A 26,456-nucleotide genomic window follows, 5' to 3' on the forward strand; every position below is an offset into this window, starting at 1 on the left:
TCGTTCCCCAAATTGATTTTTTCTATCTCATCTTTATATGTGTTCTTTTATATGTTATTTCTGTGTTTTTGCGGTATTACAAAGATAAATATCATCGAACTCACAAACAACAAAAACGGATAAAACAGCTTCGGCATAATCTGAAAAGCCGAAAGATTATATCCCAGCTCACTCGCCGCTGATATCGCTACCAGCATCTGTGCTCCATAAGGAATGATTCCCTGGAAGATACAGGAAAATGTATCGAGGATTGAAGCTGTCTTTCTCGGTGTGATTCCGTATTCTTTTGCCATATCCTTTGCAATCGGATTTGCCATAACGATTGCTACGGTATTATTCGCGGTTGCGATATCCATCGTTCCGACCAGAAGTCCCATACCAAGCTGACCGCCTTTTTTTCCTTTGAATACCTTATGGATTCCTGCAAGTAATGCATCAAACCCGCCATACTCACGGATCAGTGCGCACATAGCCGCTACCAGGATTGCTACCATACTCGTCTCGAACATTCCCGAAGCTCCGGATCCCATATTCGCCAGCAGATCTGTCGCTGCGATGTGTCCGCCCGCAAGCATAATAGCCGAACCAGACACAATCCCAATCAAAAGTACCACAAATACATTCACTCCAATGATTCCACCGATCAGAACCAGCACATATGGAATAATCTGCACTAAGTTGTAAGACTTACTTACACGTCCTGCGATATCCGTCTGAAATGAAAGAACCAGGATCAACACCAGCGTTCCAACCGCCGCCGGAAGTGCAATACCGAAGTTCTCACGGAATTTGTCCTTCATCTGGCATCCCTGCCCGTTACATGCCGCAATTGTTGTATCCGAAATAAAAGAAAGGTTATCTCCAAACATCGATCCTCCCATGACCGAACCAATGCAAAGTGCCATGTCAAATCCAGACGCCTTAGACACAGCCACCGCAATCGGCGTAATCAATGTGATCGTTCCAACCGAAGTTCCCATAGCCACAGACACAAAACATGCTACAACGAATAATACCGCCACCGAAAATTTTGCCGGAATCAGCGACAACATAAAATAAGCCACACTCTCCGCACTGCTTCTTCCAACCACACCGACAAACGATCCGGCTGTCAGAAAGATCAGAAGCATCGTAATAATATTCTTATCCGCAAGTCCCTGCGCCATAATTCCAAGCTTCTCATCAAAACTCACCTTCCGGTTCTGAAGACACGCCACCAGAATCGCCGCAAGAAATGCGATAATAATCGGGACATTGTAGAACCCCATCGGAATCTTCATCACATATTCGAATAAAATTCCAAGCCCCAGATAAATACACAAAAACACACTAATTGGCAGTAGTGCAACTGCATTTCCTTTTTTCATTCTTTCTTTATCCTCTCATTCTTTTCACACCAGATATCCATAAACATATCCGGTTCTACTTCCAACTATTTTTAACTCAAGATCATATTTCCCAGTATTTCTGCGTGTATCAGAAAAACAATTTCTTGATTTTCTCTCTTCTTTTAACCAATACCTCCAAGAATAATACCAAGAATTAATACTATAAAACATACTGGAACATAGAAATATTTACACACCGTATAATACCATGATACATACGGTTCTTCTCTTCCTTTATTGACCTGTTTTTCCACGAATGCCTTACCACATACCCAGAAGAACATGATACCCGCAAGTCCCGCTCCCAGCGGACAGATGTAGATAGATAAAAGATCCATCCAGTCAGATACAATGCCCTGGATCAGAAGCGATACGATCACACCTGCGACTCCCGTCAATGCACATGCCGGCACTCTTCCAAGCTTTAACCTCTCCTGCACGGTTGCAATCGGAGCTTCATACAAATTGATCAGTGAAGTCATACCCGCAAGCAATACCGCTACAAAGAAGATGATTGCGATCAGCCATCCTCCCGGCATTCCCTTGATCAGATTCGGAAGAAAGATAAAGAGGAGCCCCGGTCCTCCCTGATCCAGCTGTGCTCCTGTTGTCGCCATCGCCGGAATGATTACCAATGCTGCTAACATTGCTGCTATCGTATCAAAAAATGCAACTCTTCCCGCAGATGCCGGAATATCTTCTTCATCAGACAGGTAAGAGCCATAGATCAGCGTTCCATTCCCCGCTACCGACAGCGAGAAGAACGCCTGGCCAAGTGCGAAAATCCATGTCGTCGGATCTGCAAAAGCCTTCGGATCTACTCTGAAAATGTAACGGTATCCTTCGCTCGCTCCAGGCTGAAATCCCACATAGATTCCAAGGATTACAAACAGCACGAAGAATATCGGCATCATGATCTTATTAGCTTTTTCAATTCCACTGCCGACTCCAAGCATCAAGATCAGCATACAGGCCACAAGTGCAATTACCTGCCATATATTATTGCCAAACGCTGATGCCATCTTACCAAACGCAGCTCCAAATTCATCTACATTTTCCGGACGGAGCGTTGCCCCGGTAAATGTCCCCACCGCATATCGTAAGATCCATCCCATCACAACCGTGTAACCGATCGCCATGGCAAGTGAACCAAATACCGGTATCATTCCCAGTGCCACCCCGGCTTTTCTCTTTCCTTTTTTCTCACAGGCAATTCCAAATGCATCGATCGGTCCGGACTTCGCTGCACGTCCAAAGCTCATCTCACCGATCACACCAGTAGATCCGATCAATATTACAAATATAAAATACGGAATCAGAAATGATCCTCCTCCATACAGCGACACTCTGGTCGGAAACATCCAGATATTTCCCATACCGACCGCAGAGCCGATACAGGCACAGATGAATCCCCATCTGCTGTTAAATGATTCTCTTTTATTCATAATTTTTCCTCTCTGCCACGGGGACGGTTCTTTCTGGCTTTTTTACTGTCCCTTCCGGCTCAAACATTCCATACACATGGTTTCTCTATTTTACCATGATAAGCAGTGAGCGTCAAAAAAATAAGGCAGGACCACCTGCCTTATTTTCCATAATCTATATCTTAAATGGCATCCAGCGCATTAGAAATATCCGCGATCAGATCTTCCTTATCTTCCAGTCCCAGACTGATACGGATCAGCTCTGCCGGTACTCCGGCCTCCTTTAACTGCTCATCTGTCATCTGTCTGTGTGTAGATGTTGCCGGATTCAGGCAGCATGTTCTTGCATCTGCCACATGCGTCTCGATTGCTCCAAGTTTTAAAGTCTTCATGAAAGTAGATGCTGCTTCTCTTCCACCTTTTAATCCAAAGGATACAACACCGCATCCACCATTTGGAAGGTATTTCTGCGCTCTTTCATAATATTTATCAGACGGAAGTCCGGAATAGTTCACATATGCTACCTTTGGGTGTGCTTCCAGGAATTCTGCAACTGCCTGACCATTCTCTACATGTTTTGGCATACGTACGTGCAGGGACTCCAGACCAAGGTTTAAGATGAATGCATTCTGCGGTGACTGCATAGATCCAAAATCACGCATCAGCTGAGCGGTACACTTTGTAATGAATGCACCTTCTTTTCCGAATTTCTCAGCATAAGTAATTCCGTGATAGCTCTCATCTGGTGTACAAAGTCCCGGATACTTGTCTGCATGTGCCATCCAGTCAAACTTTCCACTGTCTACAATTGCCCCGCCAAGTGCTGCTCCATGGCCATCCATATACTTTGTCGTAGAATGTGTCACAATATCTGCTCCCCACTCAAACGGTCTGCAGTTAACCGGTGTCGGGAATGTATTATCTACGATCAGCGGTACGCCATGTGCATGTGCCACTTTGGCAAACAATTCAATATCCAGTACTGTAAGCGCCGGATTGGCAATTGTCTCTCCAAACATTACCTTCGTATTCGGCTTGAATGCTTCATTTAACTCTTCTTCTGTTGCATCCGGTGATACAAATGTTACATCGATTCCCATCTTTCTCATCGTCACATCGATCAGGTTAAATGTTCCTCCGTAAATAGATGAAGATGCCACGATATGATCTCCACATTCACAGATATTAAATAACGCAAAAAAGTTCGCTGCCTGACCGGATGAAGTCAGCATAGCTGCTGTTCCACCCTCCATCTCTGCAATCTTGGCTGCTACTGTATCATTTGTTGGATTCTGCAGTCTGGAATAAAAATATCCGGACGCTTCCAGGTCGAATAATTTTCCCATGTCTTCGCTGGTTGCATATTTGAATGTTGTTGACTGTACGATTGGAACCTGTCTCGGCTCGCCATTTCCCGGAGTGTAACCTCCCTGTACGCATTTTGTTCCCATCTTGTATTCGCTCATAATTTTTCCTCCTTGATGCGTGCTTTTTTCATGCATTTCAAAAACATACCTTTTTAGTATACTTTAGCACTGTGAGGATTATTTTTCAAGACAGATCATTAGTTTTCTCGTAAAATATATTTAAATATCTTTTATTTTATGATATACTCGCAATGTTGCCGCCCTCTATATTGGCATAGAAAAACCGAAGGTATTCCGGACCTTCGGTTTTTTGTTACCAATGAAAGATAACATCATATCATTTTGCCTATTGGCATTATAGCATATGTTATTTGGTAATACAATATGTATTTATTTAATTATATATAACAAATACTTGCTAATTTATCGTCTTCTCAAACTTATCATCCTCTGGCGCTGTATCTTGACCGAACCATTTTTTACTAAGTTTCGTGAGTGTTCCATCTGCTTTCAATTCTTTCAGCGCATCATCCAGTTTCTCTCTAAGCCCTTCCTGGTCTTTTGGAAGCACATAATAAGCATACAGATTATCTGCAATCAGTTTTGCTTCATCCTCTGGTATCTCATTTGCCTGGATATCAAGGTTGTATTCATCCTGATATGCCTTATACATTGCCACATCGATAATCGAGAAATCCAGTTCTCCTGACTCTACTTTCTTAAGACCTACAATTGTATCACTTTCAGTATAGTTCAGATCAATTGCCTGATCCGGATTCTTCTCATTCCACGCCTCGATTGCTGTTGTAATACTTACGCCAGCTCCTCCCTGTGTCTTCTTTCCTGCAGCTTCTTCAAATGATGTAATCGGGGTAGTTCCTTTTTTCGTTACAAATACATATCCAATCTTATCATATGGATAAGAATATAAGTATGATTTACCTCTTTCTTCATTATAGGAGAAGTTATTTACACCTAGCTGGTATTTTCCACTGTTCAGTCCTGTAAATACCGAACCGAAATCGGTCGTCTCGATCTTAAGCTTATAACCATCAATCTTATCAAAAGCTGCTTTCAGCACTTCAATATCATATCCAGTTATATCATTATTATCATCTACGAATACATACGGTTTTGGATCCCCTCCGGTTGCTGCGGTAATTGTTACTTCTTTTTTTGATTTATTATCTGCTTTCTCTGCAGATACCTTTTTTCCGCATCCGGTTGCCGATACTCCGATTACTGCTGCCAACGCGATTGCGATGATTCCATTCCATCTTTTCATATCTGTATTTTCCTTTCTTGCTTATTCTTTTATCTTCTGCCCTTTATTTATGAATCAAAAATTTCTGTCCCGGTGTCTTACTTAACTTTCTACGGTTCTGTGGTTCGGACCATTTCTTTTCAAAGTCCGCCTCATTCCAGAATCTCTCATTATACGGTATAAATGCACCTTTTGCAGGCTCTTCCACTCCATAATCTCTTGCCAGATCAGCCAGATAAGTATTATGTTTGAAAGCTGGTATTTCATACAGGTCTCTGCTATATTCCCACAGGTTTTTATATCCACGAAGTCCCTTCTCCACAGGTCCTAAGAACCGGTAATAGCAAGTCTCCAGTCTTACAAGCGTTACAAAAAGCCGGATATCACTGTCTGTCACATAATCACCGAACAGGAATCTCTGTCCTTCCAGACGTTCCTCCAGATAATCCAGTCCACTAAAGAAATCAGCAGCGGCTTCATCATAAGCTTCAACCGATCTTGCGAACATCATCCGGTAAGTACCGTTATTGATATTCGGAAACAGCCATTCATTCAGTCTGTCAATTTCATCTCTCAATTCTTCCGGATACAGATCCGGTGCTCCTTCTTTCTGGAATTCTTTGAAATTCACTTCAAAATAATTCGTCAGATGATGATAATCATTATTCACTACTTTCTTTGTCTTCAGATCTACCAGTGATGGAACCGTTGCCCTTCCGGTAAATCCTGGTAATGCATTCTCATAGAACTCATATAAAAATGTTACTCCCGTCTCTGGATCCGGACCATCTACTGCTGTTGGAAGTTTCCATGCATTTGTTTTTCCGTTAAATTCACTGTCCACAATATCTGCTTCAATCGCATCCTCCAGTCCGAGAAGCTCTCTTACAATCGAAGCCCTGTTAGACCAGTGGCATCCTTTCGCCCAGTAAAGTTTATATCTTCCTGCTTCTGCTTTTAACTCTCCTTCCTTCTCTCCAAATGGTGTCGTAAACAGATTTCCCTGACGGATAAATCTTCCTCTTTCATCAATCTCATTTTTTACATTTGCTTTATATTCACTCATCTTTTATCGCCCTTTCTGGATTGTATTGGTTCTTATTTTTCTCTATTTTCCGTATATCCCCTGATTTCGGGTAAAAAAATAACAGCTACTGTATTCAACAGCACCTGTTCACTCGTCATAGTTCTTTCCTGGTGATCAATCTCAGATCTGAGCATCTCTATCTCTTCTCTCAGGAGTATCTGTTGCATACGAAAAATAAGCTCTATTCTTTTTATCAGACATACAGCAACAACAACACATCATCATCATATTTTTGTCCTTTCCTGTTATTGTTAAATTTCTCATATCAATTCCTCCTTTTCTTATCTTTCTAGTATGTTTACTAGGTTTTATGGGTCTGATTATATTCCAAGTCATTCGGTATGTCAAGTAGGTTTTTGTAAATATTTAGTAAAAACTCTTGTAAAAAAACCTCGCACTAACTGTAATGCGAGGTTTCTTCATATACTAATTTATCAATAACTGATTTATACACGCTCTATGCCTGTTCAAACTCCTTAAGCTCTTTCTCCTTCTCATCCAGATACTTCTTCCATGCTTCTGAATCTATAAATGGATTCTCACCCGGATGCTCCAGCATATATCTTCTTTTATTCAACAAATCTACATTTGCCGTATGATTTCCCATAAAGATATCCACTTTCTGATCCCTTACGCTTGCAAGAGACTGATGATATTCTTTTCTTGCCTCGAATGCTGCATCCCCAATCTCTTTCAGATAATCTGCCTGCAAGGTATTGAATCCGAAACCACCATAATATCCCACACGTTTCTTCTCATTTCTATCTGTCACATCAAAGAAACATGCGATGCAGCCCTTGGTATGTCCCGGAACCAGATGAAATTCTATCTCTGTATTTCCAAATGTCAGAACATCTCCTTCTTTGATGGCTACATCTACATCAAACAACTCGTCCATACAGTTTCCACTCTCCTGGATCAGCGCAAGTTCCGGATTTTCATGAAACATCTTCACATCCGGTTCTCCCATATAGATTTTTGTGTCAAACATCCGCTTAAAGAAGTTCACTGCTCCGAAATGATCTGCATGTCCATGAGATAAGATAATCCACTTTACATCAGCCGGATTGAATCCCATCTCCCAGATGGACTGAACCAGCATTGCAGTGGCTCCGCAGTTACCCGCATCAAACATAAGGAGACCTTCCCCTGTATCTACAATATGTACACATACCCAGCTATCCCCTACATAATAGAGATTCCCGTAGATCTGAAATGGTTTTACATATCTTTCTTCCTGATTCATCCAGAACTTTCCGGTTCTTTTTTCTGATATTGTTTTCTTCTTTTTTAAGTATTCCTGGTAATCTGATTTTATAGACATATTTTCCCGCCTTTCCATCAATACATCTCAAATCTCATTGTTCGATAAATTTATGTATTATTTTTTCATATATATAATACTTGTTTTCTATAAAATTATAATTTTTTTAGAAAAAGCTGTAAAATCGTGGGGTATTTTACAGCTTTCTATCATCAGATACTCTGAAAGGACTTATAATAATATTCCTTACAGATAATGCGGCAGATATAACGCACGACAGGAAGTATAAGAATTCTTATACTTCCGGGTCGTGGTGCAAAGATCCATTCATGGAAACAAACTTAATTTATACAGATCCTTACACATATATAATTAGATTAGAAGAGGAATGCCAGTGAGCTGGCAGTAACTACCACGATTAATATGATTAATAATGGTCCGCCGATCTTAACGAAATCAGAGAATTTATATCCTGCCGGTAAGATCTGCATATTAACAGCTGTTCCGTAAGAAGTTGCAATTGCAAGGTTAGAACAAGCTGCGATTACGATAACCCATGGAATTGGGCTGATACCAAGTGATAATGCCATTGCAATACAGATTGGGCTTAACATTGCTGCTGTTGCATTATTTGACATGAAGTTAGTAAGTACACTTGTAAGTACTGCGATTACGATTGTCAGAACTACTACGGATGCATTCTTTCCACCGAACAGATTCAATACTGCATTAGCGATAAGCGCTCCACCACCGGATACATCAAGACCTGTTCCAAGTCCGCCGATACCACCGATTGTGATAAGTACATCCCATGGAAGTTCTTCGTATGCTTTCTTTACCGGAAGGCATTTTGTTCCAAGTACGATAACTGCTCCGAGCATTCCGATTACACCGATGTTAAAGTGATTCTTGAATGGCTCAAATCCACTTACTACGAAGAGGAAGATGCAAAGGATCATTGTAAATGCTGCGATATTACCTTTTTTCTTTGTCACTGCATCATCTTCATTTTTCTCCTCCACTACAGGAGCATCTGCATACATATTTCCAACGTTAAAATCAGGACTTTCTGGTTTTAATACTTTTTTCAGTAATGTATATCCGATTGTTCCCCAGAAGATAACCTGTACGATAGCTGCCGGGAGCATGATCTTTGACATGTCAAACATTCCAAGACCATCTTCGTATCCTTTGTATCCCTGAAGCACTGCATTAGCTGCAAGCTGTGATGTAGAACCTACCAGTGTACAAGCTCCTCCAATGATGGCTGCTGTACCTGCCGGGAAGATTACCATCTTAGATCGGATACGTCCGTTAGATCCTGCTGCTACAACAGCAATCAGTGGCATCCAGATAGCAACGGTTCCGTTGTTACTCATGAACGCAGACATCAGACAGCATACTGCACTGACTGTGACAATAAATCTTCTCTCTGTTTTAGCCAGAAATGAATTGCCGATTCTGTCGCCGATTCTCTGTGCAACTCCGGTTTCAAAAAGGGCCGCACTTACGATACACATACCTACTACCATTGCCCATCCCGGTGCACTGAATCCGGCATACACTGCCGAAAGATCCATCTCCGGAATGAAGATTCCCATTGCTACGGAACTTCCCATTGCCACAACGCTCATTGGCAATTTGTTCCACATAAATAATACAATTGTAATTGCCGCAATTATAATTGCAATAACACTCGAACTCATAATTTTCTCTCCGTTTCCCCACTTTTTTTATCTGTCGTTATACTTCAGCCCATTCTGCATCTTTCCATTTTTCATGATCATATACAGATTTATCTGCTACGAATGGCCATTTCTTTCCTTCTGTCACTGCCAGGCATCCTTTTACACACATCTGCGCCATCTTAATAACTGCTTCTCTTGTCTGTGCTGCAGAGTGTGGACTTACGATCAGGTTCGGGCAGTTCAGAAGTGGGTCATCTGTTTTTGGAGGTTCGTTACAGAATACATCTGTTCCTGCACCTGCGATCTCACCTGCTTTTAATGCCTCTACCAAGTCAGCTTCATTGATGATTCCTCCACGGCTGCAGTTGATGATAAGAGCTGTTTTCTTCATTTCTGCAAGCTGTTTCTTCCCGATCATATTTCTTGTCTCATCTGTTAATGGTACGTGGATAGATACCACATCACTTGCTTTTAACAGATCCTCATAGTTTTCATAGTATACAGCTCCGTATCCTTCTACCTGCTCTTTGGAAAGGAATGGATCATAAGCCGCAACTTTCATTCCACATCCTTCGCAGATCTTTGCCGTCTCACGTCCGATTGCTCCAAGTCCGAGGATACCAACTGTTTTTTTCTCCAGTTCAAATGCTTTTTTTGCCCCGCGGATTTCCCAGTTACCTTTGCACATTTCCTGCTGTGCTTCTACAAGATTCTTAGACAGTGCGAACATCATTGCTACTGCATGTTCTGCCACACTTCTGTTATTGGCTCCCGGTGTGATAACTACCGGAATTCCATGTGCGGTTGCTGTCTTTACATCAACCGAATCATAGCCTACACCTGTACGTCCGATTACTTTCAGATTCGGGCTGTTCTCAATTGCATGTCCGTCACATTTTGCAATTCTTACGATCAGTGCATCCGCATCCTGCATTTCAGCCAGATAATTGTTCGGATCCTGATTGTCTGCTACATAGATATCAGCAACTCCATCCAGCATCTGTAGACCTTCCGGGCATACTGCCTGCGTCATTACAAATTTCATGTTCTTTTCCTCCATCTTATGTCAAATCCATCGTAATTAATTCATGCCTTTTGCTTTGTTTTCTTCCAGTACTTTTGCTAATGCTTCTACACCTTCATCACACAGATAGTTGAATGGTCTGCGGCAGTCTCCGACTGGATATCCAAGCATCTTGACAGCTTTTTTCACTACTGTGTTTGGATTGCCGTATTTGAATACTGCACGGAAGCTTGCGATGGATTCCTGAGCAGCTTCTGCTTCTTCGATCTTTCCTTCTTTGAAGAGGTTATAGATAGAAGATAACACATGTGGATATACGTTAGAGCATCCTGCGATTCCGCCAAATCCGCCTTCCTTCAATGATGGAAGGATCAGAGAATCATTTCCTGATAATACATAAAAGTCTTTCTCAAGATCCTGTGTCTGATGAATATAAGCTTTTAAATTCTCCCAGTCTCCGCTTGAATCCTTTGCTCCGACGATGATATCAACATCTTTTGCAAGTTTTGCAACTGTTTCCGGAAGGAGTTTGTTACCTGTACGTGCTGGAATATTATAAAGCACGATAGGAGTATCTACATGTTTTGCAACTTCTACGTAGTGATCATATAACTCTTTTTGAGATGCAACTGCAAAGCTAGGTGTAATAATCGACAAAACATCTGCTCCAAGTTCTTCTGCTTTTTTACTCATGCGGATTGTGTCTGCAGTTGAGATGCATCCGGATCCTGCATATACCGGAACTCTGCCTTTCACCTGATCTATTGTTGCTTCCAGTACTTCTACTTTCTCAGCTTCACTTAAGATATATCCTTCACCATTTGTTCCGAATGGGAAGATTCCGTGTACCCCACCATCGATCAGACGCTCAATCTGATTACGAAGTTCTTCTGTATTGACACTTTCATCTTCTTTCATAGGTGTTAAAATTGGTGTAATGATTCCTTTCAGTTCTACTTTTTTCATGATAAGTTCTCCTTCCAATGTTTTCATTTATTATGCTTTTTTAATTACTTTTTCAGCAATCCGGCATAAGATATCTTCTGTTCCGAATCCTCCGGATTTTGAAATTACCTGTACGCTTCTGCCCCCGCTTACGATACTTGAGACAACCACTCCCTGTTCAATCTCACACAATGGTTCAATCTGTGTACAGCCAATCTTTTTCATATATCCCATCAAGGTATCTCCTCCTGTCATCAGGATTGTGACATCTGTCTTCTGGCTGACAATCTCGTCTACGATACATCCATGAGAATCTGATATTCTGAATCTTACTGATTCCTTTGGAATCTGGTGTACTTTTAAGAACTCTTCCTTTGTATCATCCTGATCAAAGGTATCAACAATTACTTTTTTCTTTTCCCTGCAAAGTGCCACTACCGATTCCATGAAGTGCTTTCCTGCAGCCGTTTTATAATACTCTGGTATCAGCTTTTGCTCCATCGTCAGATGGATTCTTTCAAAGCCTCCATTCTTCTGTGCATATTCAACCTGTTTTTCTGTAATCTTATTCAGGCTTCCACATGCAACATACATTCCCTGTGTCTGTTTGAACTTCTGTTCCTTATTTCTTTTTAACTTAATTTTTTCAACCAGCCGGTCCGCAAGCCCTGCACATCCTGCAACTAATTTCAGATATTTCTTTTCCAGAAGTTCATCCAGCCTTCTGTCTATATCCTCTGTGGTAACGGTGTCACACACGATGATACGAGACTCTTTTTCCTTAAGTTCCGGAACAGATTCGTTACTCTGTATGCTTACAACATCTATCGTACTCTGTTCATTTATGATATCTGGTATGTATGATTTTTTCACCGGTTCAAACGGATCATTTCCAAATACACTGTTTTCTAACAATTCACCATCAATATAGTGCATCCCGTTCTTTGTAATTCTATGAATCTCCGGATATCCAGGAATGAAAAATACATTTCCTTCTTCTGCCGCATCCGCAACTGCTTTAAGCTCTGCTCCGATATTTCCACGAAGTGCGGAATCTGTCTTTTTAAAAATGATTCCGATTCCTTTTGAAATTGCCCATCGTGCAATACTTTGAACCTCCAGATACGCTTCCTCTTTAGACAATGGTCTTGATTCACTGTCTATTACAAGAACTTCTGTGTCTGTTTCGATCTCATTATCCTCTATCCTGGTTTTGGTAAAAATTTGTGTACTGATTCCCCGTTTTTTAAACTGGATTCCAGTATCCAACGCACCGGTAAAATCGTCTGCAATAATCAACAGTTTTACCACGTCTTTACCTCCTGCTACTCCTTGTTCTCCGCAAGACGGATTGCATAATCTATGGAATTTACAAGACTGATCTGATTACACTCACCTGTCCCTGCAAGATCAAATCCTGTCCCATGATCTACGGATACTCTGATGATCGGAATTCCTAATGTTACATTAATTCCTGATACTGCATCCCATTTTTTCAGTTCTTTATTATATTTAAATCCTTCTACCTTCAGAGGAATATGCCCCTGATCATGATACATCGCAACCACTATATCATACCATCCCCCAATTGCTTTTGAGAAAATGGAATCCGGTGGTGTCGGTTTCTTTTCCGGGATATTAATTCCTTCTGCAAGTGCTTCATCGATTGCAGGCTGGATTTCTTCTATCTCTTCCACACCAAACATTCCGTTTTCTCCACAGTGTGGATTTAATCCCGCCACTCCGATCTTCGGTTCTTTGATTCCGATTGCTTTACATGCATTGTTGGCAATTCTGATACATTCAAGGACTCTTTCTTTTTTCACTCTGTCGCATGCCTGTCTAAGTGATACATGCGTCGATACATGTACAACTCTCAGGTCATCGTGTGCCAGCATCATGGTATATTTATTCGTGTGTGTGTAGTCTGCATAGATCTCTGTATGTCCGGAATAATGATGTCCTGCCATGTTGATTGCTTCTTTACATATGGCATTGGTTACCGTTGCATCGATTTCATGTTTCATTGCAAGATCAATAACTTTTACAACATACTGGAAAGCCGCTTCTCCACACATCTTAGATACTTTACCGTACATATGCTTTTCCATATCTACCAGCTTCATATCATATACATCAATTGTTCCGAATTCGAACAATGCATCTTTTACATCCTGTACTGCGTGAATCTTGATCTCCTTTTCTTTTCCAAGGATCTTTACTGCCTTTTCCATACAGTTTGCATCACCGATAATAACCGGTCTGCATCTGTCATACACGGATGGATCTGCGAGTGCTTTTACAGATATTTCGGATCCGTTTCCCGCAGGATCGCCCATTGTAATTCCTATGATTGGTTTCTTTGCCATTGTCCTCTTCCTTTCATTACTGTCTGATTATTTTAATACTTTCAGATAGATCTCACGGATATCATCCAGTGATAATTCTTTCATATTGTTAACAAGAAGTCTCTTTTGATCACTTCCTGCCTGTACCAGGAAGTCAAGATCTTCCATCTTTACCCCAAACTCATTTAAGTCTGTCGGAATATTTGTTACTTTTACGATGTCCGCAATCTGTTCAATCATGTAATCCGCTTTTTCATCTACGCTCTTTGTTGCAAGTTCCGGGAACACTCCGTCACATAATTCTGCAAGTCTTTCTTTACATGCATCTTTATTGAATTCCATTACATGGGCAAATAAAATTGCATTTGATACACCATGTGCAATGTGATACTTACCACCTAATGGATAAGACAATGCATGTACTGCTGTTGTTCCGCTTCCTGTGATTGCCACACCACCGTAAAATGCTCCAAGCATCATATTACTCTTTGCTTCCATGTTATCTGCATCGTTGTAAGCTTTTCTGATGTTGTGGAAGATCAGCTTTGCACCTGCCATTGCATATGTATCAGAAAATGGTGTTGCTTTCTTTGATGTAAAACATTCTACTACATGAGCTAAAGCATCTACTCCTGTCGCTGCAATGATGGATTTTGGAAGTCTTCTGATCATCTGTGAATCCAGGAATACATAATCCGGAATCATATTATCATTTACAATTCCTTTCTTTGACTGTTCTTCCGGGATTGCTACGATAGCATTACAAGTTGCCTCTGATCCGGTTCCACAGGTCGTTGGAATCATCAATGTCTTTATCTGTTTTTCAGCAATCCCTGGATCTTTGAGAAGATCTTTAACTGTGTAAGAAGCACCTTTTAATACGCTGCAAAGCTTTGCTGCATCCATGACGCTTCCTCCACCAATTGCAATGATGAAATCTCCTTCATACTGATCGGCTTCATCCATAACTCTTTCTACATCCTGATAAGCCGGTTCCGGAGTAAGATCATCAAAGATCTTATATTCTGCATCTGTCGTATCAAGAATCTTAGTCAGTACATCCAGAAGACCTGTTGCTCTGATTCCTTTGTCAGTGAATACCATAATCTTCCTTGCATGCTCTTTTTCGATGATGGATGGAACATTTTCAATGCATCCTTCTCCTCCGCAAGTGTATGATGGGATTTTAATCTGATAACTCATTTTTATTCCTCCTGTGTTTTATTTTGAAACATTTTGTTTGTTATTTGCTTTCTTCTTCTATATAATACTTTCTTTTTATCCCTCTCTCAATTTTATTTTCTACTTTTTTCGTTTTATTTTGAAACTTTCTACATATTTTTCCGTTGCATTTTGAAACAGTTCATATTACAATCATATATAATGATGTGAGTGACATGGGTAAATTTCCCCCGCTCACGGATTTATCCGGATTGCGAAAGCATATCAGGCTCTTTATAAACACATACCCCAGGCAATATACAGGAGGATTTTTTATGCAGAAAACCAAAATACTTGCCGTCGCTCCTTATGAAGGAATGGCTGATGCAATCTCTGCCATTGCCCAGACACGCGACGATATTCAGATGACCGTCCAGATCGGTGATTTAGATACCGGAAGAAAAATTGCCATCGAACTGGCGCATAATAACTATGATGTCATTCTGTCCCGTGGTGGAACCGCCGAATTGATACGTTCTACCGTCGAACTTCCGGTCATTGACATCCCGATCTCTGTCTATGACGTCTTGCGTACCATCAAGCTGGCAGAAAATTACTCTGGCAAATTTGTCATCGCCGGTTTTTCTTCTATTACAAACTGCTCCAGAGTGCTCTGCGATCTGTTACAGTATGATATAGATATCATTACATTTACCAATGAAAGCGACGCCAGGCCTTCACTTCGTAAGGCCATGAAAGATGGATGCACCCTTGCATTATGTGATATGGCAGGATCAAAAGCTGCACAAAGCCTTGGAATGAATTCGCTTCTTATCTCATCCGGCACAGAAAGCATCACATCTGCAATTGAAGAGGCAATCAAACTCGTACATTCTTCTCAGCATGTACATAAGCAAAAGGATCTCTTCCAGGCACTTCTCTCAGATGAAGAACGTGAATTCCTGATCTATAATCCGGCCGGCACTTTATGGTTTTCAAGTCTTGCTGATGATGACCGCAACATTGCTCTTATGAATCTGGTACAGACTTATCTGAAAGCATTCTTAAAAGTTCCGGATCAGACGGTAACCAGACAGATCCGCGATAAAGTATATATCCTTACCAATCGTCATCTGATCTATGACGACCAGAAATATACCGCTATAACCATCCGCCAGCAGGAAGCGTTATTCTCCGAGGAAAGCTCTGCGGTCATGATCTATAATCATCTTGACCAGTCACCTTCTGATTACTCCGGCGAATACAGCAGTTCACATCAGATTGGTAATACGGCCCACCTGATTCAGGAGTATTCCCAGAATAATCTCCCAGTATTGATCGTAGGCGAACCTGGAACAGGAAAAGACAAGATTGCCAAACAGCTATATGAAAATGGACTGTATAATTCTGCCCCTCTTTATATCATCAACTGCGAACTGATGGGAGAAAGAAAATGGAATTCTCTGCTGAACAATGACGATTCTCCTTTTACAAGTGTCGGTACTACTATCTATATCAAGAACCCGGGTGCGCTTTCTAAAAGTCAGCTTGATAAACTCTTTTCCTATATCGAGAATTCAAGACTGACAAAAAGAAACCGAGTCATCTTCTCTTTAACACTTGATAACACTACAGATTCTCAGGAGAACTTATGCCGTTCTTATCTTGAAAACAAATTATGCTGCCTGACCTTAAGACTTCCGCCTCTGCGCGAGCGTATTCAGGATCTTCCAAGTATTGCTGCCCTTTACATTCACCGCATGAATGTCTCTACAGGCAAGCAGATCATCGGCTTTGAGACAGAAGCCATGGAACTTATGAGCGCATTTTCCTGGCCACATAATCTTGATCAGCTGCATCATATTATCAAAGAACTGGTCATTGTAACAAAGACACCTTATATTACCTGTCAGGATGTAAAAGATGCCCTGGAAGCCGAGCCTGATCATAAAACAGACGATGCTACATCCGGTTTTGATTTTTCAGGAACACTTGACGAGATGAATTACCAGATCATCCAGATGGTTTTAAGCGAAGAACACGGCAATAAAGAAAAAACCGCCAGGCGGCTCGGCATTAGCCGAAGCACGCTCTGGCGGATCTTGAAGAAATGATAATTAATTATTGAAATGTCATATTTACTCAATCGCATTCGTCTCGATTACGAATTTCACATTTCCATCCATGGCATCATCTCTGCCGCTGAATGTATTATATTTGCAGTCATCAGAAGTCAGGACATCGATTCTGTCAAGTACGTCACCGAATTCATCTTCTACGGTGCTCTTTAACTTACTTGTACCTTCTTTATCGAATTTGTCCATTCCGTCTGCCAGTTCTCTGGCACCTGACTGAAGTTCGGATGCTCCACTTCTGAGTGCGCTGCTGTTTGCTGCAAGTGTTGCAGATCCGGATGACATCTGGCTTCCAAGAGTATTCAGTCCACTTGCGAGCTGGTTTGTTCCACTCTGAAGAGTGTTCACACCGGCTACCAGTGTCGGGCTGTTTTCTTTTAATTTGTTTGCTCCACTTACAAGTGAAGTATTGTATTCTCCCAGCTGTGCAAATCCTTTATTCAGTGCTGTGATTCCCTGGATTGCTGTCGGGAACTGTGTGGATGTTGCCTGATTGAGCTGTGCAAGGTTGCTGTGGAGTGTTCCGACTGCTCCGTTTAATCCCTGCATTCCTGCATTTAACTGATCTATGCTTGCTGTCAGTGTATTTAACTGGCTTGCCTGTGCAAGCACTCCTTCTGCCTCTTCGATACTCTTTAACTGAGCCTCTAATTCTGGAAGCGCTGCCTGCAGTTTTGGAAGTGCAGTCTGCAGTTTTCCTGCGTTTTCGATGATTGTATTGGCATTTGCTTTTAATGTTTCTGTATCAATCTGTGGCATTGCGCTTGTATCTACACCTGTCAGTTCACTTAAGTTCTGAACAGAATCCGTAGAACTCTTTGCAGAGTTCAGTGCGCTGATCGCACTCTGTAATGCTGCTGCCTCTGCAGAACTCTTATCTTCGATTGCGTTATATTTTTCTGTCAGTGTTGCAATAGAGCTTGCAATCTGTGCAGAGCTTGCGGATGCTGTCTGTTTTGCGTTCTGGATGATCTGGTTATCCTGTGCTACTGTTGTGTTAACACTTACGCATGCCTGCTGAATGGCTTCCTGTGCACCGTCGATGCTGTCTAATGCTCCCTGCATATTCTGAAGTGTTGCTGCAATCGTTGTGATCGGTCCTGCAATCTCGTTCTGAAGTGTATCGCCAAGTGCCTTTGTCTCTTCCAGAAGTTTATTTCCTGTTGTTACCATGGAATCCACCTGGCTCATCAGCTGTTTGACTTCTTCGGTTCCAAGCGCAGCCTTTAACTGGGCTGTTCCGGCTGCCAGTGCCTGGGATGCTGCCTGCAGGTCTTCTGTCTGGCTTCCTTCACCATCTGTTGCTGCTTCTAACTGTGCTACTGCACTCTGTACCTGTTTCAGTCCGGCACTTAATTTGTTCAGTTCAGAAGCACCGGCTGCCAGCTGCTGTTCTCCTGCCACGTAGCTGTTCACTCCATCTGCAAGTGTATTCACTCCGCTTGTATAATCCTGTACGCCTTTGACTACCTTATTCACACCATTGACGTATTCTGTTACACTTCCACTTAACTCTCCGCCAGCTCCTAAGTATTTCTGGATTCCGGCATTTAATTCATCCACACCGTCTGTATAGCTGTTCACTCCGTCTGCAAGTGTTCCTGCTCCATCTGCGAGAGTGTTCGAACCGCTTACCAGTTCCAGTGCCGCATCTTCCAGCTCATCCAGTGAATCCTGTAACGAATCCACATCCACGATACTATCCATATCTACATCGTCCAGAAGATCGGACATTGCAACGGTATAAGTAGATGACATGGTAAAATCTGTCACATCCGCTTCGATGTTCAGACTCTCCGGAATCGTTACTTTATCTGTCACATCATCACTTAAGTTCAGGCTGTCTTTTAATCCAGGCATTCCAAATCCAAGTACGATATTCTTATTTCCATCGGATACGATCTTACCGTTATCAATTGTTACATTACTGAATGTCTCATTCGGAAGGATCATTCCTGTCATCATGACAAATGGTGTATAGACTTCTGTCTGTTTTCCGTCTACGTCGACGGTCTTCTTCTCGTTATTCTTATAATCTACCGTAATCTTCAGATGTCCACTCTTACCTTTTAATTCAGACGGTTTTACTTTTTCCCCGTCCAGATAATAAGTCAGTTTTACAGATACCGGCAGCTTCTCCTTCGATGTTCCCTGATAGTAAATGTCTTCGCCATCTGTACTCCATGTAAGCTTATCTCCATCTGCAGTATAGGTCTCATCACCTTTTACGTTCTTGATATTTTTCAGATTACTTTCATCTGTAAGATCTCCTGATACACTTCCGGAATTCTTAAGCCAGTTGGAAACAGTGATCTTCGATGTCTTACCGGTTGCCTTTGCATTTACATATACGGTTTCTTCTTTGGAAACGGCGTTATCTGCGGTTCCATCTGCTGCCAGAACCGGTGTTACTCCCATCATTACGGACATTCCAACTGCTACAGATGCTGCAATTTTTCGTTTCATTTTTCTATTCTTATTCATAATTTCTGCTTCCTTTCTTCTCTTTCCTTTTTACGCTTTGCTCTTTGCTTTGCTTCCAAGAAATCCAATGGAAGTTTTGCAGATTAACTTGTCAAATATCATGAACATTGCCGGTAATACCAGAAGAACTACTACCATACTGATAATCGCTCCTCTTGCAAGCAATGTACAGATCGAACCGATCATCTCAACCTGTGAATAGCAGGCTACACCAAATGTTGCTGCAAAAAAACTAAGTCCGCTGCTGATGATGGATGGCATGCTCGTTTTATGTGCAATGCTGATTGCTTCCATCTTCTCTTTTCCAAGACTTCTTTCCTTCTGATATCTCGTCGTCATCAGGATCGCATAATCAACGGTTGCTCCAAGCTGGATCGCACCGATTACGATACTTGCCACGAACGGGAGGCTGATTCCCCGATAATACGGGATCGCCATATTGATCATGATTGCAAATTCAATAACAGCTACCAGAATCACCGGCAGTGAGATTGATTTGAAAATGATCAGGATGATGACAAATATTGCTGCGATCGAGATAATATTTACATTTACCAGATCGACATCTGTAACATCCTGCAAATCCTTCATCAGAGGTGCTTCTCCGATGACCATTCCGGATTTGTCATATGATTTTACAATCTTATCAATCTTCTTAATCTGTGTATTGACTTCATCCGTTGCAGATTCATATTCCGTACTTACAAATGCAAGCTCATAATCTTTACTCTGCATCATCTTACGGACATCCTTTGGAATCATGGAATCAGGTACGGTAGGCCCGATCAGTGTGCTCATGCTGATCGTCCATTTTACACCTTTTACTTTATCCACTTCTTCGAACATCTTCTGTTTTTCTTTAGCACTCATGTTCTTATCCATCATGATAATGTGCATGTTACTTGTTCCAAAATCATCTTTTACTTTTTTGATTGATACATTACTGTTCAGTGTGGACGGTAATGAATCTGCAATATTGTAATAGATCTTTGTATGATTATTTCCATATATTGCCGGTAGTAATAATACAAGGAACGCTACAATCCATACTTTATAATGCTTTGTAATAAATGCTGACGGACAGTCCATGTTGCTTAAGAGCAGTTTGTGTCTCGTCTTTTCAATCGGTTTGTCAAATACAAGGATCAGTGCCGGAAGAATCGTTACACAACAGATAACTCCAATCACAACTCCTTTTGCCATTACAATACCAAGGTCACGTCCAAGGGCAAATGTCATAACACACAGTGCAATGAATCCGGCTACTGTAGTTACGGAACTTCCGACAACTGACTTAAATGTATTGGCAATCGCATGACCCATGGCTCTTTCTTTTTCAGCTGGGAATCTCTTCTTATTCTCTTCGTAACTGTTCAACAGGAAGATTGAATAATCCATCGTTACACCAAGCTGTAACACCGCTGTCAGTGCCTGTGTAATATAGGAAGTTTCACCAAGTATGATATTACTTCCTAAGTTATACAGGATCGCAAGTCCGATACTTAACAGGAACAAGAACGGAACTACAAATGATCCCGATGTAATCTCCAGTACAACCAGACTTAACAGTGCTGCGATCACAACGTAGATTGGAAGTTCTTTCATCGCGATATTTTTAATATCTGTAACAATACCTGTCATTCCACTGATAAAGCACTGCTTATTTGCAATCTTACGAAGCTGTGTCAGAGCTTCCATTGAATTGTCGGATGATGTCGTATCATCGAATAATACCAGCATCATCGTCGCATCACCATTGATAAATGCTTTTCTGATGTCTTTTGGGATCATCTCAGTCGGAAGACTGATGTCTGCTACATCGTCATACCAGAGTACATCCTGGACATGTGGAACTTTTTCAAATTCCTGTTCCAGCTTTTGTACATCCTTCATATCCATATTCTCCACCGCGACCATGGAGAATGCACCCATTCCAAACTCATCTACCAGTATATCCTGTCCTTTTACCGTCTCCAGGTGATCCGGCAGATAACTAAGCAGATCATAATTTACTTTTGTTTTTGCTATGCCTATTACTGATGGTACGATCAATAGAACGCCTATGATCAGCATCAGTATTCTGTGTTTGGCAATCCATTTGCCAACTTTGACCATCTCTTCCATCTCCTCTAACTTCTTTATGCATTTATCATTATAGTACAAAATGACCACTAGTCAATATTTTGTTCAAAATTAATTCTTTTTTTATTTTTCCAAATTATATATACATAGAACCTGCCACTTGCAGTTTCTCTTGCATACTTAGGTATAAAAAATACTTTCTGCAAAATATACCGTAAAGTGAAGTGTGCAAATTGTAGAAATGATTTTTCAAACACACTCCGGCATTCGTATGTTACAATTGGTTTATCTTAATTACAAGAATTTTTACACATGGAGCATTCGATATGAAACGTACACATAAGAGAGGACGACGGTTCTTACGCAGGAATTTAATTCATCACTTTGGATAACCGGACCTACATAAAAAGCAACCAGCTCTTTCTGTGCCACTCCGTCATGGTAGAGTGGCTCAGAAAGAGCTGGTTGCTTTTTATTCCGTGTATATCGAATGCGTAAGATATGATGAATGAAACGAAGAGTGTAACCGTGAGCGGTTACGCCCTCCAACTATTTCATACACTTTCGGCTCCAGTCACGACATGAGAAAGCGCTGGTATCCTGTTTGAAGCGCTTTCTCATGGACCGAAAGGCCACAACAAAATAGTGTATTAAACAGCTTCTTTCACTTCCCCAACCGTCTTTCCCTGACGCTTATCATGCATTGCAAATAATCCGGCAAGTAATGTTCCTGAGATGGAATGCCATGTGCATGATACCGCGCAGATGATTGCTGATTCTGGTGTGGATGCGAACTGTGCAGTTGTTGTTGCAAGGTTTGTTGCAAGTCCTGCATTCTGCATACCAACTTCGATAGAGATTGTTCTCTTCTTAGAAGTATTCATACCAACCAGTCTGCCGGCACCATATCCAAACAGATATCCAAGTCCGTTATGAAGTAATACTGCAACAAAAATCACAACACCTGACTGGAAGAATTTCGCTCCCTGTGAAGATACAACTCCACCTACGACACATGCAAGTCCAAGTACTGCGATACCCGGCATGATCTTCTGAAGTTCACGGAATGTCTGTTTCTTTCCAAACAGGTAGTTCAATAAGAATCCAACACCTACAGGAAGGATAACTGTCTCAATGATCGATACGAACATCGGAAGTCCTTTGATCGTAATCTGTGTTCCACTTGCAAGGAATGATACCATAAGCGGTGTCATAACTGGTGAAAGAAGTGTAGATACTGTTGTCATACCTACCGAGAAAGCAACATCTCCTCCGCACAGGTAAGACATAATGTTCGATGACACACCACCAGGACAGCATCCTACAAGAATCAGTCCCAGTGCAATACCATCTGGAAGATTCAGTGCTTTTGAAAGTCCAAATGCAAGAAATGGCATGATCAGATACTGTGCAATCGCACCAACACAGATATCAAACGGGCGCTGTGCCAGAATCTTAAAATCCTCTGTTGTAAGTGTAAGTCCCATACTGAACATGATAATACCAATGATAATAGACTGGCAGGTGAACTTATTCGATACCATATCTGTAAAAAGTGCCAGGTTGACCCAGCCCATCATAGATGGAAGGAAAAATGTAACCACTGCGATTGCGATTACAACAATTGATGTGTAGTCTGATAAAAATTTGCTTGCTTTTTGTAATGTTTTCATTACTATCTTCCTCCTTTAAGCAATCACTGTTCACCAAATTTCTCTTTTTATAACACCTTCAAAACCGCGAACCACGATTTCATACGAAATTTTTGAGTATAAAAAAATCCCTCTTCAGATAAACTCTGAAAAGGGACGAATATAATCCGCGTTACCACCCTAATTCTGCAGAATAAAAATACTCTGCAACACTCTATAACGTACCATCATACGCTTTCCCTGTAACGGGGGATACCGGCGAGGTTTACTGATATTGCTTTCAACCCGCTTCTTAGAGAGGATATCCTTATCTGCTTATTACCTGCTTCCACCAACCGCAGGCTCTCTGTGAAATAACGATAGATACGGCATTGTTCTCATCAACGAATTTCGGTGAACCATATGTTTTTGTATGCACTTATTATAAACCTGTCATTTTAAATGTCAAGCATAAATTTTCACATTTCTTGCATAATATTTCATGCAATCTCTTCCATTTTCTCTTTCAGCTTCGGCTGTATCTCCACCAGTGTCTCCAGTAAAAGCGGGTTAAATGTACCACATTCACCATTCACGATCATCTCAAGTGCCTTCTCATGAGAGAATGCTTTCTTATACGCACGCTCACTGATCAGTGCATCATAAACATCTGCAATGGATACGATCTGCGCCGATATCGGGATCTCTTCTCCAAAAAGACCATCCGGATATCCACGTCCGTCATAACGCTCATGATGCCAGCGACAGATCTGATATGCGATCTTGATCAGTGGTTCATCTTTGTAGCGATCCATCTTATCAAGCATAGATGCACCAATCAGTGTATGCTGCTTAATCTGTTCGAATTCCTCCGGTGTCAGTTTTCCCGGCTTATTCAATATCTTTTCATCAATTCCGATCTTGCCGATATCATGGAACGCCGATGCAGTTGCGATCATGTGGCATTCATCCGGTGACAATTCGTATTTGTCCGTTTTTTGTACCAGATATTCCAGTAACATTTCCGTCAGGATCTTAATATGCAGTACATGAAGACCACTTTCCTCATTACGGAATTCTACGATCTGGCTTAACACCTCAACCATCATCTGGTTATTTTTCTCTTTTTCTAGAATCTGGTCTGATACCAGTGTCATAAGCCTGCGCTGCTTTGCATACAGCTTGATCGTATTAAACACACGCTGGTATACGATATCACAGTCAAACGGGCGGCTGATATAATCCGATACCCCAAGGTTAAATGCCTTTCTTATGAAGCCTTCTGACTCCTCACTCGATATCATAATGACCGGAATGTCTTCAATCCAGTGATTCCTGTTCATCACCGAAAGCACTTCGAATCCATCCATGACCGGCATAACAATATCCAGAAGTACGACCGAAAGTTTCTTTCCATATTTTCTAATCTTATCTACTGCTTCTTTTCCGTTTTCTGCCTCTATGATATCAAATTCCTCTTTCAGCATCTCGATCAATATCCCACGGTTCAGCTCCGAATCATCTACAACCAGGATCTGCTGTTTTTGCACCTCAGACGCCGTATCATCGTATTCCGTCACGACCATATTCTTCTTTTCCTTGGCCTGATACATCAGATGATCTGCATGCTTCACTGCCGTTTCGATCGTTCCCCCATTATTTAATACCCCGCCGACACTGATCGTCAGCTGGATCTTTGAATAGCCCGGAATAATCGTCTTATTGACCTTCTGCTGGATCATCTGCAGCTTTTTGATAAATGCATCTTCTTCTATGCCAGGCATTACCAGAAGGAACTCATCCCCTCCAAAACGGATCAGACGGTCAGATTTTCTGATACTTCCCTTTATGACATCTGCCACTGTACAAAGTGCCACATCTCCTGCATTATGTCCATAAGTATCGTTATATAATTTGAAATCATCCAGATCGATCAGCGCAACCCCTGCATTGTCTTTTTTCTCTTTGATCTCATCTTCATAATAACGTCTGTTATAAGTATCTGTGATTGCATCTTTATACAACTTATCATTGTAATTCATGAACAGATTCACCACTTTTTCATGATCGATCTGTCCAATCTTCCAGTCACTGTCAAGCCCTCTTACCAGCTCCATGACATATGGTTCTCCTTCAATCTCCATATATCTGGTAATCAGCTGATAGAGCTTTCCTTCGAATATTTCGATTTTCCCTTTTTCTTCTTTTGTGTCAAAAGTTTCCTGCACGATACAGTCATCACAATTTTTGCTGATATTACGTAATTTCTCAGGTCCGGATATTTCGACCTTACACACTTCTTTTTTCTTAGTCTCTGTATTCAGACGAAACAGACGTACCATCTCAAATATCTTTTTAAAATGATATATTTCCTCCTCAGCCTGTTCCATTGTCATGATATCAATCACTCCAATACCTCCCTTTTACGAATATCTATTCTCCATAACTACCGGATTCTTGGCAGATTCCATCTGTAATGTGCTGCCAGAAAACGAATTACCATAACGACTACGGAAGACACTACCATTGCCAGCAATTCTCCAAAATCCCTATACACAAGCACACACACCCATGCCCCGATAATCGAAGCACACGCATAGATATGTTTTACAAAAATGTACGGTGCCACTCCCGCCATCGTATCCCGCAGAAGTCCGCCTCCAACTCCGGTCATTGTTCCCAGAAATACTAATAAGAATGTATTATCGATGTATCCGCAGCTGATTCCTTTCGTTACTCCCATCGCCGAGAAAATTCCAAGTCCTACGGAGTCCATTGCTAACATAACTTTATCATAAAACTCTCCAAACCCATCCTGCAAGTATTTTCTTCGAAAATATATAATAGCAAATACAAAAATAGCTGCAACTACGGCATAGATCACATACACCGGATGCATCAGTGCCGATGGGATCTTCCCAAGTATGACATCACGTATCATTCCACCGCCCACTGCAGTCGAAACCCCAAGTACACATACACCAAATATGTCCATTCCACACTCAATTCCTACCATTGCTCCTGAAGCTGAAAATGCAACTGTTCCGATCAGCTCAATCACAAATATAACCCAATCCTGAATATCCATTTTATTTCCCCATTCCGTCATATTTTTACTGTTCACACACCTTGCACCCAGTAACTTATATTCTTCTATTCTTTTC

Annotated in this window: 19 protein-coding genes and 1 other annotated feature; of the genes, 1 reads left to right on the forward strand and 18 read right to left on the reverse strand. The window is 41.4% G+C overall.

The features are described from left to right. Positions 1-47 precede the first annotated feature (47 nt). The 13 genes from ACWJAF_RS03310 to ACWJAF_RS03370 all read right to left on the reverse strand — a co-directional run bounded on the left by ACWJAF_RS03310 (position 48) and on the right by ACWJAF_RS03370 (position 15,002). Positions 48-1,367 (reverse strand): Na+/H+ antiporter NhaC family protein, encoded by a 1,320-nt coding sequence (locus tag ACWJAF_RS03310; RefSeq protein ID WP_448862195.1) that lies wholly within the window; start codon positions 1,365-1,367, stop codon positions 48-50. Positions 1,368-1,510: 143 nt separating this feature from the next. Then, on the reverse strand, positions 1,511-2,833 hold the full coding sequence (locus ACWJAF_RS03315; protein ID WP_448862197.1) for a sodium-dependent transporter: 1,323 nt from the start codon (positions 2,831-2,833) through the stop codon (positions 1,511-1,513). Between the two features lie 161 nt (positions 2,834-2,994). Beyond that, a complete protein-coding gene (locus tag ACWJAF_RS03320; RefSeq protein WP_296031296.1) occupies positions 2,995-4,278 on the reverse strand; it encodes an O-acetylhomoserine aminocarboxypropyltransferase/cysteine synthase family protein in 1,284 nt (427 codons plus the stop codon). Between the two features lie 319 nt (positions 4,279-4,597). Next, complete coding sequence (locus ACWJAF_RS03325) at positions 4,598-5,464, reverse strand: transporter substrate-binding domain-containing protein (RefSeq protein WP_448862199.1); 867 nt, start codon at positions 5,462-5,464, stop codon at positions 4,598-4,600. Between the two features lie 43 nt (positions 5,465-5,507). Further along, on the reverse strand, positions 5,508-6,509 hold the full coding sequence (locus ACWJAF_RS03330) for a glutathione S-transferase C-terminal domain-containing protein (protein ID WP_448862201.1): 1,002 nt from the start codon (positions 6,507-6,509) through the stop codon (positions 5,508-5,510). A 141-nt stretch (positions 6,510-6,650) separates the two neighbouring features. Next, the gene (locus ACWJAF_RS03335) at positions 6,651-6,794 is read right to left on the reverse strand and encodes a hypothetical protein (protein ID WP_296031290.1); all 144 of its coding nucleotides are present in this window, start codon (positions 6,792-6,794) and stop codon (positions 6,651-6,653) included. Between the two features lie 193 nt (positions 6,795-6,987). After that, entirely contained in the window at positions 6,988-7,776 is a 789-nt protein-coding gene (locus ACWJAF_RS03340) for an MBL fold metallo-hydrolase (protein WP_448862203.1), read from the reverse strand. A 395-nt stretch (positions 7,777-8,171) separates the two neighbouring features. Next, positions 8,172-9,500, reverse strand: a complete 1,329-nt coding sequence (locus ACWJAF_RS03345; protein WP_296091771.1) for an SLC13 family permease — start codon at positions 9,498-9,500, stop codon at positions 8,172-8,174. A 37-nt stretch (positions 9,501-9,537) separates the two neighbouring features. Then, positions 9,538-10,527 (reverse strand): hydroxyacid dehydrogenase, encoded by a 990-nt coding sequence (locus ACWJAF_RS03350; RefSeq protein ID WP_448862205.1) that lies wholly within the window; start codon positions 10,525-10,527, stop codon positions 9,538-9,540. 36 nt (positions 10,528-10,563) lie between these two features. After that, on the reverse strand, positions 10,564-11,472 hold the full coding sequence (gene dapA, locus ACWJAF_RS03355) for a 4-hydroxy-tetrahydrodipicolinate synthase (RefSeq protein WP_296031279.1): 909 nt from the start codon (positions 11,470-11,472) through the stop codon (positions 10,564-10,566). 30 nt (positions 11,473-11,502) lie between these two features. Continuing rightward, a complete protein-coding gene (locus ACWJAF_RS03360) occupies positions 11,503-12,762 on the reverse strand; it encodes a four-carbon acid sugar kinase family protein (RefSeq protein ID WP_448862207.1) in 1,260 nt (419 codons plus the stop codon). Positions 12,763-12,776: 14 nt separating this feature from the next. Then, complete coding sequence (pdxA, locus tag ACWJAF_RS03365; protein WP_296091774.1) at positions 12,777-13,820, reverse strand: 4-hydroxythreonine-4-phosphate dehydrogenase PdxA; 1,044 nt, start codon at positions 13,818-13,820, stop codon at positions 12,777-12,779. A 27-nt stretch (positions 13,821-13,847) separates the two neighbouring features. Next, the gene (locus tag ACWJAF_RS03370) at positions 13,848-15,002 is read right to left on the reverse strand and encodes an iron-containing alcohol dehydrogenase (protein WP_296031270.1); all 1,155 of its coding nucleotides are present in this window, start codon (positions 15,000-15,002) and stop codon (positions 13,848-13,850) included. 293 nt (positions 15,003-15,295) lie between these two features. Between ACWJAF_RS03370 and ACWJAF_RS03375 the strand changes: the two genes are divergently transcribed. Beyond that, positions 15,296-17,074, forward strand: coding sequence for a PrpR N-terminal domain-containing protein (locus ACWJAF_RS03375; protein WP_448862210.1), 1,779 nt, complete (start codon positions 15,296-15,298; stop codon positions 17,072-17,074). Between the two features lie 24 nt (positions 17,075-17,098). On the opposite strand, the gene ACWJAF_RS03380 is transcribed toward ACWJAF_RS03375, so the two are convergent. The 5 genes from ACWJAF_RS03380 to ACWJAF_RS03400 form a co-directional block, all read right to left on the reverse strand. Then, positions 17,099-19,579 carry a hypothetical protein gene (locus ACWJAF_RS03380; protein WP_448862212.1) on the reverse strand — a complete coding sequence of 827 codons (2,481 nt, stop codon included), beginning with the start codon at positions 19,577-19,579 and terminating at the stop codon, positions 17,099-17,101. 30 nt (positions 19,580-19,609) lie between these two features. After that, positions 19,610-21,694 carry an efflux RND transporter permease subunit gene (locus ACWJAF_RS03385; protein WP_448862214.1) on the reverse strand — a complete coding sequence of 695 codons (2,085 nt, stop codon included), beginning with the start codon at positions 21,692-21,694 and terminating at the stop codon, positions 19,610-19,612. A 617-nt stretch (positions 21,695-22,311) separates the two neighbouring features. Further along, complete coding sequence (locus tag ACWJAF_RS03390) at positions 22,312-23,334, reverse strand: bile acid:sodium symporter family protein (protein ID WP_296033812.1); 1,023 nt, start codon at positions 23,332-23,334, stop codon at positions 22,312-22,314. A 128-nt stretch (positions 23,335-23,462) separates the two neighbouring features. Continuing rightward, positions 23,463-23,706: a binding site (T-box leader), on the reverse strand. An 86-nt stretch (positions 23,707-23,792) separates the two neighbouring features. Continuing rightward, positions 23,793-25,700 carry a diguanylate cyclase gene (locus ACWJAF_RS03395; protein ID WP_448862216.1) on the reverse strand — a complete coding sequence of 636 codons (1,908 nt, stop codon included), beginning with the start codon at positions 25,698-25,700 and terminating at the stop codon, positions 23,793-23,795. A 38-nt stretch (positions 25,701-25,738) separates the two neighbouring features. Further along, positions 25,739-26,380 carry a trimeric intracellular cation channel family protein gene (locus ACWJAF_RS03400; protein WP_296091803.1) on the reverse strand — a complete coding sequence of 214 codons (642 nt, stop codon included), beginning with the start codon at positions 26,378-26,380 and terminating at the stop codon, positions 25,739-25,741. Between the last annotated feature and the right edge of the window lie 76 nt (positions 26,381-26,456).

Source organism: Dorea sp. (assembly GCF_977044405.1).

Coding starts and splice junctions, on each gene's coding strand:
- ACWJAF_RS03330 (WP_448862201.1), bottom strand. CDS start 6,509: ATGAGTGAATATAAAGCAAATGTAAAAAATGAGATTGATGAAAGAGGA.
- pdxA (WP_296091774.1), bottom strand. CDS start 13,820: ATGGCAAAGAAACCAATCATAGGAATTACAATGGGCGATCCTGCGGGA.
- ACWJAF_RS03335 (WP_296031290.1), bottom strand. CDS start 6,794: ATGAGAAATTTAACAATAACAGGAAAGGACAAAAATATGATGATGATG.
- ACWJAF_RS03380 (WP_448862212.1), bottom strand. CDS start 19,579: ATGAATAAGAATAGAAAAATGAAACGAAAAATTGCAGCATCTGTAGCA.
- ACWJAF_RS03370 (WP_296031270.1), bottom strand. CDS start 15,002: ATGAGTTATCAGATTAAAATCCCATCATACACTTGCGGAGGAGAAGGA.
- ACWJAF_RS03350 (WP_448862205.1), bottom strand. CDS start 10,527: ATGAAATTTGTAATGACGCAGGCAGTATGCCCGGAAGGTCTACAGATG.
- ACWJAF_RS03390 (WP_296033812.1), bottom strand. CDS start 23,334: ATGAAAACATTACAAAAAGCAAGCAAATTTTTATCAGACTACACATCA.
- ACWJAF_RS03310 (WP_448862195.1), bottom strand. CDS start 1,367: ATGAAAAAAGGAAATGCAGTTGCACTACTGCCAATTAGTGTGTTTTTG.
- ACWJAF_RS03320 (WP_296031296.1), bottom strand. CDS start 4,278: ATGAGCGAATACAAGATGGGAACAAAATGCGTACAGGGAGGTTACACT.
- ACWJAF_RS03400 (WP_296091803.1), bottom strand. CDS start 26,380: ATGGATATTCAGGATTGGGTTATATTTGTGATTGAGCTGATCGGAACA.
- ACWJAF_RS03325 (WP_448862199.1), bottom strand. CDS start 5,464: ATGAAAAGATGGAATGGAATCATCGCAATCGCGTTGGCAGCAGTAATC.
- ACWJAF_RS03345 (WP_296091771.1), bottom strand. CDS start 9,500: ATGAGTTCGAGTGTTATTGCAATTATAATTGCGGCAATTACAATTGTA.
- ACWJAF_RS03315 (WP_448862197.1), bottom strand. CDS start 2,833: ATGAATAAAAGAGAATCATTTAACAGCAGATGGGGATTCATCTGTGCC.
- ACWJAF_RS03385 (WP_448862214.1), bottom strand. CDS start 21,694: ATGGTCAAAGTTGGCAAATGGATTGCCAAACACAGAATACTGATGCTG.
- ACWJAF_RS03375 (WP_448862210.1), top strand. CDS start 15,296: ATGCAGAAAACCAAAATACTTGCCGTCGCTCCTTATGAAGGAATGGCT.
- dapA (WP_296031279.1), bottom strand. CDS start 11,472: ATGAAAAAAGTAGAACTGAAAGGAATCATTACACCAATTTTAACACCT.
- ACWJAF_RS03340 (WP_448862203.1), bottom strand. CDS start 7,776: ATGAATCAGGAAGAAAGATATGTAAAACCATTTCAGATCTACGGGAAT.